Here is a 14457-nt window from a genome sequence, read left to right on the forward strand (position 1 = left end):
CGAATCGGTAACTTATCTGTCTCCGAATTTTGCCGCTTCGGTTATTCCCTTCCAGGTGTCTGTGCGGAACGGTACGGCCGGAAACTGCTCCTGATTGTACAGATTTGCATCCCCATTGTCGTCCGCCCATCCGTAACGCACGGCCACTGGTTTCGCAACCGAATCGGCGTGAACCACCACCGTATTGCCCTGAATATCGGCTTTGGCGTAGTAAAACTTCTGATCATCGCCGGCTAGTTCAAAGCCTCTCAGGTATCCATACTTATCCTTGGCCCACAGGCCGTTTCCATTCCGGAAGGTCAGCACTGCCCGGCTGCCGTCGACCGTCAGTTTGTCGAATTGTGGGCCTGTACTCACTCCCTTTTTCTGATAAGCAACCCGCATGGCTTCGGCAGCCAGACGCTTACCAACGTCCTCTTTATTTTTCGGGTGAATATCGGATCGCTCGCCAATGTCGGAGGTGACGGCCATCCCCGTATTAGGCAATTGCAGCGTCATCGTCTGTGCCTCCCGGAGTTCGGCCCAGGTGCTGCCGTGGCGGCTGTCGCCATTGGCGGCATTGAAGCTGGCAAGCTGAACGAACAGAAATGGAAAATCGTAACCCCAGTGCTGACGCCAGTCTTCGATCATCAGCGGAAAGGTTTTCCGATACTGGTAGGCACGCCCCGCGTTCGATTCGCCCTGATACCAGATAGCTCCCTGAATGGCATACGGAATCAATGGATTCAGCATGGCGTTGAACAACTGTGTACCGTAGGTATTGGGACCCGGTTTATACGACGAGGCAAACACACTGGCAACCCGGTATTTCCATGCCCCCGACAGCGGTATGTCTATATTGTCGGTGGTCAGGTGAAGCTGATCAGGCCGACCCATCAATCCGCCTGACCCACCGGTATCCGTAACGCGGATGGCAATTACATTTCGACCTGGTTTCAGAAGCCCTTCCGGTACGGCATACTCGCGGGCTCCCCCACCCTTTCTGCTGCCGATGAGCTGACCGTTGACAAACGTCGAATCCCGGTCATCCACGGAGCCGATATGCAGCACCGCTTTCGACAACTTGCTGTTTTCCGGAAGGGTAATATCTTTCCGAAACCAGACCGACCCGTCGAACGTTGGCAAACCGCTCCATTCCCAGTCGCCGGGCATGTTCATGCTCCGCCACTGACTATCGTTCGCGCCTGCCGAAGCCCAGGTTTGTTCCTCAGCGGTTGCTGGCAAACCACCCTGCTGTTCCCGCAAAAGCGCGTCGATCCGTTCTTTGCCGCTCCGTATGACTTCTTCGTAAGAAGCGGGAAGCTTCCCCGCCACCGGGCGCAATTCGTCGTTCCGGTTCATGGCTTCCCGGCTGGTCCAGGTTTCGGAATGGGTGCCGCCCCAGGAGGTGTTGATTAACCCGATAGGTACGTTCAGTTCCTGCTGAAGTTGCTTAGCGAAGAAGTAGCCGACCGCGGTAAAGGCGGGGGCTGTTTCCGGGCTGCATACGCTCCAGGTTCCTTCCAGATTATCCTTGGGCGTCAGGCTTATGTCTTTTTTCACCAGCAACTGCCGTAGTTTCGGGTAGTTGGCGGTTTTGATTTCTTCCTTACCATTGGCGGCTGCACTCAATGGCCACTCCATGTTCGACTGTCCGGAACAAATCCAGACTTCACCGACAAGCACATCATCGAACGTAACTGCGTTACTTTTACCTTTCACCAGCAGTCTATACGGTCCACCCGCTTCCATCGGATCGAGATTAAGCCGCCATTTGCCATCTTTGGCGGCTTTTACGGTCCTGGTCTGGCCATTGAGCGTGATGGTCACTTTCTCGTTGGCATCGGCCCATCCCCAGACAGGTACGAGTTTTCGGCGTTGCAGTACCATGTGCATACCAAACACATTCGGTAAGCGTACTTCCGCCCAAACCGTTTGAACCGTTAGCAGGCTGAGCAATAGTAGATTTCGGGGCGAGGGTTTCATTCGTAGTCCGTGATTTTAAGAAAAGCCATCGGGCAGCCCCGGCGGGGCCACCCAACAAAAAAGGTGGCCCTTCCAGCCACCTACTATGTTTTCCTTACTTTTCTCAGTCGTTACTCGCGTTACTGGAGTCTGCCCAGTCGGGTTTTCCCCTGAACTTCCAGCACATTCGTCAGCTTACGTTTTGTGCTGAAGGTGTAGCGGAGCGTTGTGCCGAAGCTCATGCCTGTCCCCGCGCCCTGTAATTGAGCCTGCTGGAGCGTGGTCTGATTGACGGCGTAAGTCACATCGGTCGTGATTGAACTGCTCAGCCCGAAATACTTGCGTACTGAAAAGCTCAGATCGACCGTGTTGCTCAACCGGATGTTGTATTCGGCGCCCACCTCGGCGAGCGTGCTTAGTTGCGCGTTTGAGTAGGTATGCCCCGCCAGTTGAACCGGATTGCGTGCTTCCCGCATACTCAGGTACTGATAGCCCGAAACCAGAAAATTACCTTCGCGCTGGCCATTGTTCGGGACGCCCCATAAGCCGCCACTGAGCCAGAAACCCGACCGGAGCCACGGCTTGCTGGTGGACAGAATGAGTCGCTTACCCCGCAGCACAAAAGCATTCTGATTGTTTGTGTATCGGAAACTTAATGGTGAACTGGCATTGACGACCGATACCTGCGTATGCGCCGGCATGCGGGCGTACCCCGCTTCGACAGCCCACCGCTCCCGATAGGCCCAGCCTACCGTAACGCCCCAGCCTGGTTTAACTACGCGGTCGCTCTGGATGAGGCCATTGAATGAATTGTCGAGCTGAGCGCGGTCGGTTCGGACAAATCCGTCCAGCGCTACATACCAGCGATTTTGAATAGCCGGACCACCATAACGCTTTACCAGATGAGCGTATTGAGATCCCCCCTCCGGCAACCGATAATAGTCCGTGATACCCTGTCCATAGACGGGCAACACAGCCAGGCTGAACAGTATATACAGTACGTAATGTTTCATCATCGGGTATCCGGTTAAAGCGTTTAACAAATAACGCGATAAACGTTTGTTTGTTAACCACTTATGTATAATTAATTTTCAATAAAATTACTCAGGGTCTAAGCCTGCCACAGGAACGATCTGCCTTACAAACACAAAAACCTGAAATATCTACTAAATAGCGTGTAATGACCAAGCAAACAACGGTTTATAAAAACGAAACTCGACTCATAAGAAGTCGAGTTTCGTTTTTATAAACCGTTGTCAAAAAGCCATAAATGAGCAAACGGGTTGGGTAGATCAACTCAACCGTGTTTCATGATCGGCACCGAAACGGTCATGTTGTCCCAGGCAATGGCGATGCTGCTATTGGCGGGCGTGATCGTGAGTTTTTCGATGGGGGTTTTGTTCATCGAGACCGGCACTTTTACCGTTGCTACGTCCGTTCCTTTGATTTTGTCATAATCGTAAGCACCCCATTGGCCGAGTGTACTATTCAGAATAACACTCCATTCTTTTTCGCCGGGAATGGTGAAGAGCGTATACGTACCCGCTTTGACATGCTTTCCACCGAACATAACATCGTTCTTGAAGGTTATTTCCGTGGCTTCGTTAGCGCCCGTGCGCCAGACTTTACCAAATTTTTCCAGGCTGCTCGACCCTTCGGCACCGAAGATAACCCGCCCCCGTTTGGCAGGCTGGCCATACACAATTTTGATGTTCTTGTCCGGGCTTTCAGCCGTTATTTTTGGGCTGGCAGGTGCCTTCTGATCTTGAGCCTGGGTCAGCGACACTGTAGTCAACAGGAGCGCAACTACGAAAAGCAGCTTTTTCATGGGTAAATAATAGTTTGTTTTATGCGTTGGTATAAACGGCGTAAAGTAAAGGATAGTTTTTCGACTACTCAGCAACAACCGTTCGTAAAGTCGTACTTTTACTTATGGAACGGTATCAACCATCGCCAACTCCCTCATTCAATTGCTTTTTATGGCCACTCCGTATTTTAGTAAGCGTAACCTGCAGTTTCTGTTACACGAAGTTTTTAAAGCCGAAGAACTGACCCGGTACGACTATTTCAACGCGCACGATCGCGAGACGTTCAACCTCGTTATCGACTCGGCTACCTACATTGCCGATACGCTCATGCACCCTTATTTGAGAGAGATCGACCAAAACCAGCCTGAACTTAAAAACGGCCAGCTCATGGTCCATCCGAAAATAAAAGAATACCTGCGGGCCATGGGCGAAGCGGGCCTGATCGGGGCGGGTTTCCCGTTTGAGCAGGGCGGTCAGCAGTTGCCCAAATTAATCGGCTCGGCGGTCAATTTTATTCTGATGGCGGCTAACAATGGCATGATGTACACGGGCCTGTCGGCGGGTGCGGCTCACCTCATTATCTCGTTTGGCTCCTCCGAACTGAGTGAAACGTATATTCCGAAGTTGTTGGCGGGCACCTGGCAGGGCACCATGGCGCTGACCGAACCGCAGGCGGGTTCTTCCCTGTCGGATGTCACGACTACGGCCACTCCACAATCCAATGGCGAATCTGGGCCGGGCGCGTATAAAATCAAAGGCCAGAAAGTGTTTATCTCGGCGGGCGATCATGATGCGGTCGAGAATATCGTTCACCTGATGCTGGCTCGTATCGACGGTGCCCCGAAAGGCACAAAAGGGATCTCGCTATTCGTTGTCCCCAAATACCGGCCGACCGCCGACGGCTTTGTCGACAACGATGTGACTTCTACGGGCGTTTACCACAAAATGGGGCAGAAAGGCGTTCCGGCCATGCACCTGACCATGGGCTCGAACGATAACACGGTTGGTTACCTGGTGGGTGAGCCGCATCAGGGCTTGCCCTATATGTTTCAGATGATGAACGAAGCCCGGATCGGGGTAGGTATGACGGCAACGGCCATTGCTACAGCCGCCTATCATGCCGCCCTCGAATACGCCAAAGAGCGGCCGCAAAGTCGGCGGCTGAATGAAAAAAATCACCTGGATGCTCCGCAAACGCCTATTATCAATCACCCCGACGTTCGGCGGATGCTCCTGCTCCAGAAGGCCATAACCGAAGGTTCATTATCTTTATTACTGGAAGCCGCCCGGCTCTACGATATTAGCGAAGTAGCAGAAGGCGATGAGAAAGAGAACGCTTTTCTGCTGCTGGATTTGCTGATGCCGGTTGCCAAATCGTACCCATCCGAAATGGGGGTTCAGTCCGTGAGCCAGAGTATGCAGACGCTTGGCGGTTACGGCTATACCGAAGACTTTCCGGTCGAGCAGCTCTACCGCGACATTCGGATTACGCCGATCTATGAGGGAACAACCGGTATTCAGGCGCAGGATCTGCTGGGTCGCAAGATGACCATGAAAGGCGGCAAAGCCCCACAACTGTTATTCGCTGAAATCAGCAAAACCATTGCAGAAGCCAGCATATTCGATGACCTGAAACCTTACGCCGATAAACTGACGACCGAGCTCAAACGGACGCAAGACGTTCTGCAAAGTTTGATGCCGCACGCGCAGAAGGGCGATATCGAACGGTATCTTTCCGACGCAACGCTATTCCTTGACTTTTTCAGTATTGTTATCATCGCCTGGCAGTGGCTAAAACAGGCTATTGTTGCCAAGCAGGCGCTGCTGACTCAGAATCCGCAGGGCGACGAGCTGGCCTTTTACGAAGGAAAAATTCACACGATGAGATTCTTCTTCCATTACGAAGTGCCGAAAACTTTGGGGCTGGCCCAACGGCTTATGGACACCGAAGTGTTGACGATCGTCACCGAGAAGGAACTGGCGCTCTGAGGACATCCTCGTCAAAAAGCAAAAATAACCATCTATTTATCATGGTCATTTTTGCTTTTTTATTCCTGATGAACGATCACCTCGTGCTTTAAATGATCGGGCGCTAACGTCATTAAGGCGTCTAATTCCTGAAAAAGCTTTCCAATCAACTGCTGGTATTGTTTTACACCCAAATCGGTGCCATGCTCTTGCTGGTCAGCCAGACATCGCTTAAAGTCGGCGATCATATCCAGTTGCTGGCTCAATGCCTGGGCGTATTGTTGCTCGGTCATTCGACATTAACAAGTAAAAATCCTTTGGAAGCACCAGCCGGTTTATCCGTTACTTTAGTCTTCGTATAGAGTTTTTTCCAATTCTCCAGTTGCGTTCTGTACAAACTAAAATACAGACTATCGTCAGCATGCTGTTCGACCAGATATGCATCGACTCCCTCCCGCTCCCAATTATCTGTCCAATAATAATCGAGACGCTTCTCAAATTTACGAAAAAGATGAGACGGGATGAAACTAACGATATCCACGTCTTTAGGATTTAGTTTCTGCGTAACGAAGCTACCATTCACCCATTGCAGGAACCCTTCGCCAAGCTCCTGCCGCAACATTCGATTGTACTTCATCCACTCTCCAAAAAGCCGCTCCCGTGTTTCAGAGTTGTCGAAGGGCCGGACGAAAACGTCCCTAATCTCCTCCATAGAGGTCAAAATACCCTCGGCTGGCCTTAGTAGCCCATGTTCAGTAAAGTACAGCATTCCTGGCAAAACGGACGGTAAAACAATGATTTTTGGCTGCCAGTAAATTTCTAAGCGCCAGAACCCTTACCTTTGCGACTTCAATCGCCCGCGTTGGTAATGCCGCTGATTGCCCCATCGAGTTATGAGCCGCCCGCTCGTTTGTGGAACGGCCACCTGCAAACCATCATTCCCTCGCTGTTTCGCAAGGTTCAGGTTTCTTACGTCCGCGAACGCATCGAAACCCCTGATGATGATTTTCTGGACTTAGACTGGAGCAAAGGGCATGGGGCCAGGGGCATAGGGGTTAAAGATGAATCTGCCCTACGCCCTCTGCCCTTAGCCATACTTTCTCACGGTCTGGAAGGCAGCTCGACGAGTCAGTACCTGGCGGGAATGGTTCGGCATCTGACGGCCAATGGCTTCGATTGTCTGGCCTGGCATTACCGCTCGTGCAGTGGCGAACTCAACCGGCAGGAACGTTTTTATCACATCGGCGAAACCGGTGATCTACACTTCGTTATTCAACAGGCGCTTTTAAAAGGGTATTCAACCATCTACCTCATGGGTTTTAGTGCGGGCGGCAATGTGACGCTGAAATACCTGGGTGAGCAGGGACAGGCTATTAACCCGGCTATAAAAAAAGCCGTCGTGTTTTCGGTCCCAGTCGATCTGATGGGTTCGGCCCGTCGGCTTGAACAATGGGATAGCCTGGTTTATAATTACCGGTTCAATCGGACATTGAAGCGAAAAGTGATGCAGAAAGCCGCTGTAATGCCCGGCGTTTTTCCGACTACGGCGGTTAGCAGCGCCCGCAGCATTCGTGAGTTCGACAACTTATTTACGGCACCTATGAATGGATTTCGGGACGTAACGGATTACTATACACGCAGCAGTTCGCTTCAGTTTATTCCGAAAATTGCTGTCCCGACACTCCTTGTCAATGCCAAAAACGACCCGTTTCTGTCGGTCGAATGCTTCCCGGCAGAGCTGGGTCGGGAACTCCCCAACGTCTGGATGGAGTTTCCTGAGCAGGGCGGCCATTGCGGCTTTCCGCCAAAGACTGGTGGTATCCAGGGAACGTACTGGTCGGAGGAACGGGCGCTGAAATTTCTCAAAAGTGAGTAAATGATATGGACGGACAGCGAATCAAACAGCTTTTACAGACTCATAAGGAGCGTTTGTTTAACACTTATCCACTGGCGTCAATAGCTCTGTTCGGTTCGTATGCAGACGGCACTGCAACCGAAAGTAGCGACGTCGATATATTAGTGAAATTTAAGCATCCGGTTGGTTTTGAGTTCATTGACTTATCAATCGAACTGGAAAACCTCCTGCAGAAACCTGTCGATTTGGTCACACGACAAGGCATAAAGCCTAAATTGATGCCTTACATAGCCAACCAATTATACTATGTCTAAGCGTTCAGCCTATATTTTGCTAACGGATATGTTAGAAGCGGTTGACTTAACCTTGTTCAATTACCTCTCCTTCAACAAACGATAAAAGAAATTTTAGAAAATGAATTGCCGGAAGGCGCGGATGTTGAACCACTGTAAATTATGCTTACCAAACCACTTGAACAGACGTATTACATCATCGATTTCGACAGCACCTTCACGAAAGTAGAAGCGCTCGATGTGCTGGGCGAAATTTCCCTCGTTGGCCGCCCCGACCGAAACGACGTGCTGGACCAGATCAAGGCCATCACCGACCGGGGTATGTCGGGCGAGATTTCGTTTACGGAATCCCTGAATCTGCGGCTGAATCTGCTCAAGGCTCACCGCGATCAACTGCCCGCGCTGATCGAAAATCTGATGGGTAAAATCTCCGATTCCTTCCAGCGGAATAAAGAGTTTCTGACCGAAAATGCCGATCATATTTACGTCGTTTCAAATGGTTTCCGCGAGTTCATCGTGCCCATCGTTACCACGCTGGGCGTTCGGGATGAGCATGTTTTTGCCAACACGTTCGTGTTCGACGAAACCGGCGCGATTATCGGTTTCGATCCTGAAAACCCCCTGTCGGCCAACGGCGGTAAGTCGCAGGTGATTCGAAATCTGAATCTCGATGGCGAAGTTTATGTCATTGGCGATGGCTATACGGATTACGAAATTCGGGCGTCCGGGCTGGCCAATCGGTTTTATGCCTTCACCGAAAACGTCATGCGTCCGCGGGTGGTCGAAAAAGCCGATTACGTAGCGCCCTCACTCGACGAATTTTTATACCATAACAACTTGAGCCGCAGTCAATCGTATCCCAAGAGCCGCATCAAGGTGCTGCTGCTGGAAAACGTTCACCCCGTAGCCGTTCAACTCTTTGAGCAGGAAGGCTTTAACGTCGAAATCCGAAAAGGAGCGCTGGACGAAGATGAGCTGATCGAGGCCATCCGCGACGTATCGATTCTGGGTATCCGCTCGAAAACGAACGTGACGGCCCGGGTATTGGAACATGCCAACAAACTGATGACGATCGGTGCGTTCTGCATCGGCACCAACCAGATCGATCTCGATGCCTGCACCCAGAAAGGCATTGCCGTTTTCAACGCACCCTATAGCAATACCCGCTCGGTGGTGGAGCTGGCCGTCGGCGAAATTATTATGCTGATCAGGAGCATTGTACCAAAGAGTAATTCCATGCACAAAGGAAGCTGGGATAAGTCGGCGAAAAACAGCTTCGAGGTGCGCGGCAAAAAACTCGGTCTGGTGGGTTATGGCAACATCGGTACGCAACTATCGGTCGTGGCCGAAGCCCTGGGTATGGAGGTTTATTTCTATGATATTGTCGATAAACTCGCGCTGGGTAATGCCCGTAAATGCAAGTCGCTAGACGAACTGCTGGCCATTGCCGACATTATCAGCTTGCATACCGACGGGCGGAAGGAAAACAAGAATCTGATCAGCTACCGGGAGTTCAGCCTGATGAAAAACGGGGTAATTTTCCTGAATCTGTCGCGGGGACACGTGGTTGAAATTCCGGCCCTGGTCGATGCCATCGAGCGCGGCAAAGTAGCCGGGGCGGGTGTCGATGTGTTTCCGCAGGAGCCTAAGACCAATAACGAAGAGTTTGTCAGTACCCTCCGGAATCTGCCGAACGTTATTCTGACCCCCCATATTGGCGGTAGCACCGAAGAAGCCCAGGAAAACATCGGTAACTTCGTGCCGGGTAAGCTCCTCGAATATATCAACAATGGCAGCACCTACGGCAGTGTAAACTTCCCCGAACTGCAACTGCCGCTGCTGAAGGGTGCGCACCGATTGCTGCACATTCACGCCAACGTACCGGGTATTCTGGCCAAAATGAACTCTATTTTTGCCAAATACCATATCAATATCCACGGGCAGTACCTGAAAACCAACGAGCAGATCGGTTACGTAATTACCGACGTAGCCAAAGAATATGCGGATGAGGTCGTCCAGGAATTGAAAGAGATTGACAACACCATCAAGTTTCGATTACTCTACTAAAGGCGGACGAGCGAAAGGGAGAAGGCCTTCGTACGTCCGCTTCCTTTCGCTCGTTCACCATCCGGCGAACCGTTCATTCGCTCTTTATGCACTACACTTATTTTACGCCTGTTCCGAATGAAGCGCGTTACGCCCGGTGGTTTTCGTCCGGCGTTGTTTTGCTTATTTTCGGATGTCTTACTATCCTCTACGGGGCTTTTTTCCTCCGAAATTTCAGTGGGCCACTGGCCGATCTCAACGCGGGCGACATCGATCAGTGGGATTACATGGGATATTACGTAGCGAAAAACCTGTCGTTTACGCCCCTTCCCCATCTTGACCTCATCAACGATCAGACGCTCTATCCCTATGGCACCAATCACGTATTTCAGGGATGGGCATTCGAGCAGAATCTTTTTTATGCCATTGGCTACCACCTCTTCGGTAACGGCCCCTGGCTCAATGTTTATTACCTGCTTAGTTTATTCGTCCTTAGTACCGGCACGTATCTTCTGCTCCGAAAAGACTACGGAGCCTTTCGGGCGGCACTGGCGGGTCTGTTCGTCACGTTCCTGAATTTCTACGCGCTCAATAAATACCCTGGTCACTATGCCTACGCCATGATTCACTGGACGGTGCTGAGCATGCTGACCGATTTTCTGCTGACCCGGCGGGTGGTTCTCAAAGAGTCTGTCAGCCTCCGATTCCTGCTGCTGAAAGGCCTACTGCTGACCCTCTGCCTGGGCCATGATGTCGGCTATATCCTCGGTTATGCGCTCAGTTCGTTTGCCCTCAATTCCCTGTTCATCGGTGCGGTTTTAGGTTGGCGGCTGGTCCGCGGGCCGGGTAAGCCTGCTCAGCGCATCGGTCAGGTCATCAATGGCTGGTGGCAGGAAGCCCGCTTGCGGCCACTGGTTCCGGTAGTTTTACTCCTGCTCGTGGTTGCGCTGGCCTGGCTGTATGTACCACTTCTGCTGGAGGTTTTTCAGGCCGCCAATTCCTTTGTCTTCAAAGACCGCTTTGCGGGTGGACACGGCTGGGTACATCCGTTGCGCTTACTGATGCCGTACCTGCCGGGGTTCAATCCGGTCATCGATCCGCTGGGTCGTTACCTGCACGACATGCCCGAAGGCAACGGGGCGGGTAGTGCAGGCTGGTTTCTGCTTATTTTAGGCATTCTGGGTTTCTGGACAACCCGCAAATCGATTCGCTGGGCGTACGTACCCTTCGTGGTGTTTGGAGTGATGCACGCGCTGTACCATCCCATTCAGATGCCGATTCTGCAAATTTTTCCATGGGATCGCTTCAACCGCATTCCGTCCCGCGTCACGATCGCCTACCCGGTTATCCTGACCATCTTCGCCCTGCACTGGAGCGGTCGGGTTCGGCCCATCGCGCTGACGATCTTGCTGCTCGTCGGTCTGGTAGAGGTATTCAGCGTGTATGGTTTTCGGCATACGCAGGAACCGTATTATTTTCCGGCTTCGTTCGACCCGTACATGAACCGGATTCGCCAGCAACCGGGCGAAGCCATTCTGGACTGGCCTTTCTGCGTGATTGGAGGCAACGGCGTTGGGTTCGGTCAGGGCCTGTGCCCGCTGTATCAGCGAAACAACACGCTGTATGCACTTCAGCGGTTTCACGGCAAAAAAACGGTGGGGCAATATTTTGGTCGACTAAACGAAGCGCAGGTTCAGCCTTTTGTCAAAGCGGGCTGGGGAGCTTTACTGGATCATCCGGATACGCATAACCTCTGGGCGGCTAAACAGTTAACTACCTGCCTGACCGACGAGCAGTGGCGTTTTTTCGAGCAATTTTACCAATACAACGACTTCGCCGGGATCAATCTCTGTATAGATTTACTGCCCAAAGATTGCGTGGAAGAATTTTACAAACGCGTCGGTCGGCCCGTTGCGTCGACTGAAATTCCCGGTGCCGGTCGCATCGTGTTCATTCCGAAACCGGCTTCTATGCGCCAGAAGGTAAATCGTCAATTAGGTCAGTCCGTTCGGTTTCCGTGCGGCTGCTCAGCTACTCCTTAATTTCTGATCATTATGCCCCAAACGTACTTCACTCCCGGACCAGCCGAGCTTTATCCGACGTTTTACCAACACCTGCAACAGGCTCTGGATGAACAGATCGGCTCGATTTCGCACCGCAGTCAACGCTTCCGGGACATTTACAGGTTTGCCGACGAACAGTTGCGAACGTTGCTGTCTGTCCCCTCTACGCACGGAATTTTCTTTACCGGCTCGGCTTCGGAGGTGTGGGAGCGGGTGCTGTTGAACTGCGTTGAATACGAGAGTTTTCACCTCGTCAACGGGTCGTTCTCGCAGAAATTTTACGATTACGCCAATGCCCTGCACAAGCATACTCACGTGCTGGAAAAACCGTTTGGCGAAGGCTTCGACGCAGCAGAAATCGACGTGCCCGAATACGCCGAACTGGTTTGCGTGACCCACAACGAAACCTCGTCGGGCGTTCAGATGCGCACCACTGAAATCCATAAGCTGAAACGCAAATACCCGAAAAAGCTGTTTTGTGTGGACATCGTTTCGTCGGCCCCCTACCCCGATCTCGACTTTAGCCTCATCGACTCGGCGTTTTTCTCGGTGCAGAAGGCCTTTGGTATGCCGGCGGGACTGGGTGTCTGGATTGCCAGTGAAGACTGCCTGCAAAAAGCCGAGTCTTTATTACCCAACGATTCGCTCACCATCGGCGCGCACCATACCCTGCCGACGCTCTGGAAGCATTACAAAACGTTCGAAACGCCCGCTACGCCCAACGTACTGTATATCTACCTGCTCGGTAAGATTGCGGAGGATTTTAATCGCATCGGCGTCGACACGCTGCGCAGGCAAACCGAAGAAAAAGCCCGGATGCTTTATAAATTTTTAGAAACGTCGGGGGCTTACCAGCCTTTTGTCAAACAGGAGCGGCACCGCTCCCAAACAGTTATCGTGGCCGACACACAAAAACCGTCGGCGGAGGTTATTGCAGCCTGTAAAGCTGCTAACCTAGTCGTGGGTAGCGGATACGGCAAATTAAAAGAGTCTCAGCTACGCATTGCGAATTTCCCGGCTGTATCCGCCGAACAGATGGCCGCGCTGATCGAGCAGTTGAAAAAGTAGCTATTTTACCGCCTTCTGCCAGTTGATGCCCGCTTACGTATAAGCGGGCATTTCTTGTTCAGGCCCCACCAAACTCACACTGTAACCAAACCTTATTTTCTCTCTACAGTTAATAAGGCATCATACATTTACCTCAACGACGATGAAAACATTACTTACGACTATAACTTTATTGACAGGTCTGTCTGTAGCAGGCCTGGCTCAGAATCGATCTGATTCATCAGATCGGTCCAGACCGCTCATCGATGAGCAAACGAAGCAGGAGGTTCGCCAGAAGGCGGCTCAGGCCAGCGAGAAAATCGAAGACGAAATCGATCGGTCGCGCAATTACCAGCAAACGCATCAGTTGAGCTGGTTCGAACCAGGCAACATTTTTGGTGGTGGTGGCCTGGGCCTGGGGGCAACAAACGGGCAGGTATACACGGATGCCAACTTGCGCGCAGGCTATTTTTTCCAGCCCGGTTTTGCGGCTGGGCTACGCTACGACGTCGACCGGCTGGTTGGGAATAAATACCATGCCCGACAGTTCGGTGCTTTTGCCCGGTATTATCCTTTCCGCACCCGCATCAGCAGCTTCGTGGGCGCCAGCCTGAACAGCGGTCGCGAATTTTCGGACAATATTTCGGCGGATACGAAGTCTAAATACACGAGCGTCGGATTGGAAATCGGCGTCATGGCCTGGATCCTGCACCGGCTGGGTGCCGAGCTTTCTTTTGAAAGCAATTTCTACAACAAGATCGATCCGACCGTAAGCCGTGGTAAAGGAGGACGGCTGAAAATCGGCGTCAATTACTATTTTGGCCGGGTAGGCAACCGTCGACAAAACCAACGTTGAGTGGGCTAACAGCGCTTCTCAAAAAGACGACTGGTCGGAATCAGTCGTCTTTTTTATGACCGGCAATAACTGCAGGTGGTGCTGGGTATGTATGCTGGTAAAATGGAGCATTTCCAGCACGGTCAATTTGCCGAGCACCGGATGGGGCATACAGTACGCATTCAGTTCAGCCTGTGACCAGGTGTCGATGGCATCGATCAGCGCCTGATACACATCTGTGAATCGATCGACCAAAACCTGTTTTTCTACCTGCATGTCTTCCGGCCGGGGCGACATGGTAGCGGGGGCTTTGGCGCCTTTTGTCAGCACCTGCTGGTAAGCGGCTGCCAGTTCATCATACGTTTGTGAAGGCGTTTCGGCTCTCCCCCATTGAGCAAATACCGCGCGTGGGCCAGTCATCAACCGGGCGACTGGTCTTGCCGACAGATAAAGGTGCTGCATTACCTCAGCAACCGACCATTTTCCAGCTATTGACCGGAAAAACTCCTCTTCCGAGAGACTATCAGCCTGGTTAACAAAGGCCTGACAGCCAGTGGCTAATCGTTCCTGTTCTGTCGTAAGAGGGTTAGTTTTCATC

Annotated in this window: 13 protein-coding genes; 7 read left to right on the plus strand and 6 right to left on the minus strand. The window is 51.9% G+C overall.

What is annotated here, in order from left to right; all coding sequences use genetic code 11:
• Positions 1–12 precede the first annotated feature (12 nt).
• From ACYVC2_RS27935 to ACYVC2_RS27945, 3 genes are all read right to left on the minus strand, one after another.
• The gene (locus ACYVC2_RS27935) at positions 13–1965 is read right to left on the minus strand and encodes a sialate O-acetylesterase (protein WP_461108173.1); all 1953 of its coding nucleotides are present in this window, start codon (positions 1963–1965) and stop codon (positions 13–15) included.
• Positions 1966–2084: 119 nt separating this feature from the next.
• Positions 2085–2960 (minus strand): hypothetical protein, encoded by an 876-nt coding sequence (locus ACYVC2_RS27940; RefSeq protein WP_461108175.1) that lies wholly within the window; start codon positions 2958–2960, stop codon positions 2085–2087.
• A gap of 281 nt (positions 2961–3241) precedes the next feature.
• On the minus strand, positions 3242–3772 hold the full coding sequence (locus ACYVC2_RS27945; protein WP_461108177.1) for a DUF2911 domain-containing protein: 531 nt from the start codon (positions 3770–3772) through the stop codon (positions 3242–3244).
• 151 nt (positions 3773–3923) lie between these two features.
• On the opposite strand from ACYVC2_RS27945, the gene ACYVC2_RS27950 reads away from it, so the two are divergent.
• The gene (locus tag ACYVC2_RS27950) at positions 3924–5741 is read left to right on the plus strand and encodes an acyl-CoA dehydrogenase (protein WP_461108179.1); all 1818 of its coding nucleotides are present in this window, start codon (positions 3924–3926) and stop codon (positions 5739–5741) included.
• Between the two features lie 59 nt (positions 5742–5800).
• On the opposite strand, the gene ACYVC2_RS27955 is transcribed toward ACYVC2_RS27950, so the two are convergent.
• Both ACYVC2_RS27955 and ACYVC2_RS27960 read right to left on the minus strand, forming a co-directional pair.
• Entirely contained in the window at positions 5801–6013 is a 213-nt protein-coding gene (locus ACYVC2_RS27955; protein ID WP_461108181.1) for a hypothetical protein, read from the minus strand.
• Positions 6010–6489 carry a DUF6932 family protein gene (locus ACYVC2_RS27960; RefSeq protein WP_461108183.1) on the minus strand — a complete coding sequence of 160 codons (480 nt, stop codon included), beginning with the start codon at positions 6487–6489 and terminating at the stop codon, positions 6010–6012. The genes ACYVC2_RS27955 and ACYVC2_RS27960 overlap by 4 nt, the downstream gene beginning before the upstream one ends.
• A 99-nt stretch (positions 6490–6588) precedes the next feature.
• Between ACYVC2_RS27960 and ACYVC2_RS27965 the strand changes: the two genes are divergently transcribed.
• The 6 genes from ACYVC2_RS27965 (at position 6589) to ACYVC2_RS27990 (ending at position 13880) form a co-directional block, all read left to right on the plus strand.
• Complete coding sequence (locus ACYVC2_RS27965) at positions 6589–7596, plus strand: YheT family hydrolase (protein ID WP_461109716.1); 1008 nt, start codon at positions 6589–6591, stop codon at positions 7594–7596.
• A 5-nt stretch (positions 7597–7601) separates the two neighbouring features.
• The gene (locus ACYVC2_RS27970; RefSeq protein WP_461108185.1) at positions 7602–7889 is read left to right on the plus strand and encodes a nucleotidyltransferase family protein; all 288 of its coding nucleotides are present in this window, start codon (positions 7602–7604) and stop codon (positions 7887–7889) included.
• A 141-nt stretch (positions 7890–8030) separates the two neighbouring features.
• On the plus strand, positions 8031–9935 hold the full coding sequence (gene serA, locus ACYVC2_RS27975; protein WP_461108187.1) for a phosphoglycerate dehydrogenase: 1905 nt from the start codon (positions 8031–8033) through the stop codon (positions 9933–9935).
• Between the two features lie 86 nt (positions 9936–10021).
• The gene (locus ACYVC2_RS27980) at positions 10022–11956 is read left to right on the plus strand and encodes a hypothetical protein (RefSeq protein ID WP_461108189.1); all 1935 of its coding nucleotides are present in this window, start codon (positions 10022–10024) and stop codon (positions 11954–11956) included.
• A gap of 12 nt (positions 11957–11968) precedes the next feature.
• Positions 11969–13045, plus strand: a complete 1077-nt coding sequence (locus tag ACYVC2_RS27985) for an aminotransferase class V-fold PLP-dependent enzyme (RefSeq protein ID WP_461108191.1) — start codon at positions 11969–11971, stop codon at positions 13043–13045.
• 142 nt (positions 13046–13187) lie between these two features.
• Positions 13188–13880, plus strand: a complete 693-nt coding sequence (locus ACYVC2_RS27990) for a hypothetical protein (protein ID WP_461108192.1) — start codon at positions 13188–13190, stop codon at positions 13878–13880.
• A gap of 18 nt (positions 13881–13898) precedes the next feature.
• On the opposite strand, the gene ACYVC2_RS27995 is transcribed toward ACYVC2_RS27990, so the two are convergent.
• A complete protein-coding gene (locus tag ACYVC2_RS27995; RefSeq protein ID WP_461108194.1) occupies positions 13899–14456 on the minus strand; it encodes a DinB family protein in 558 nt (185 codons plus the stop codon).
• Between the last annotated feature and the right edge of the window lies 1 nt (position 14457).

The organism is Spirosoma koreense (assembly GCF_054777875.1).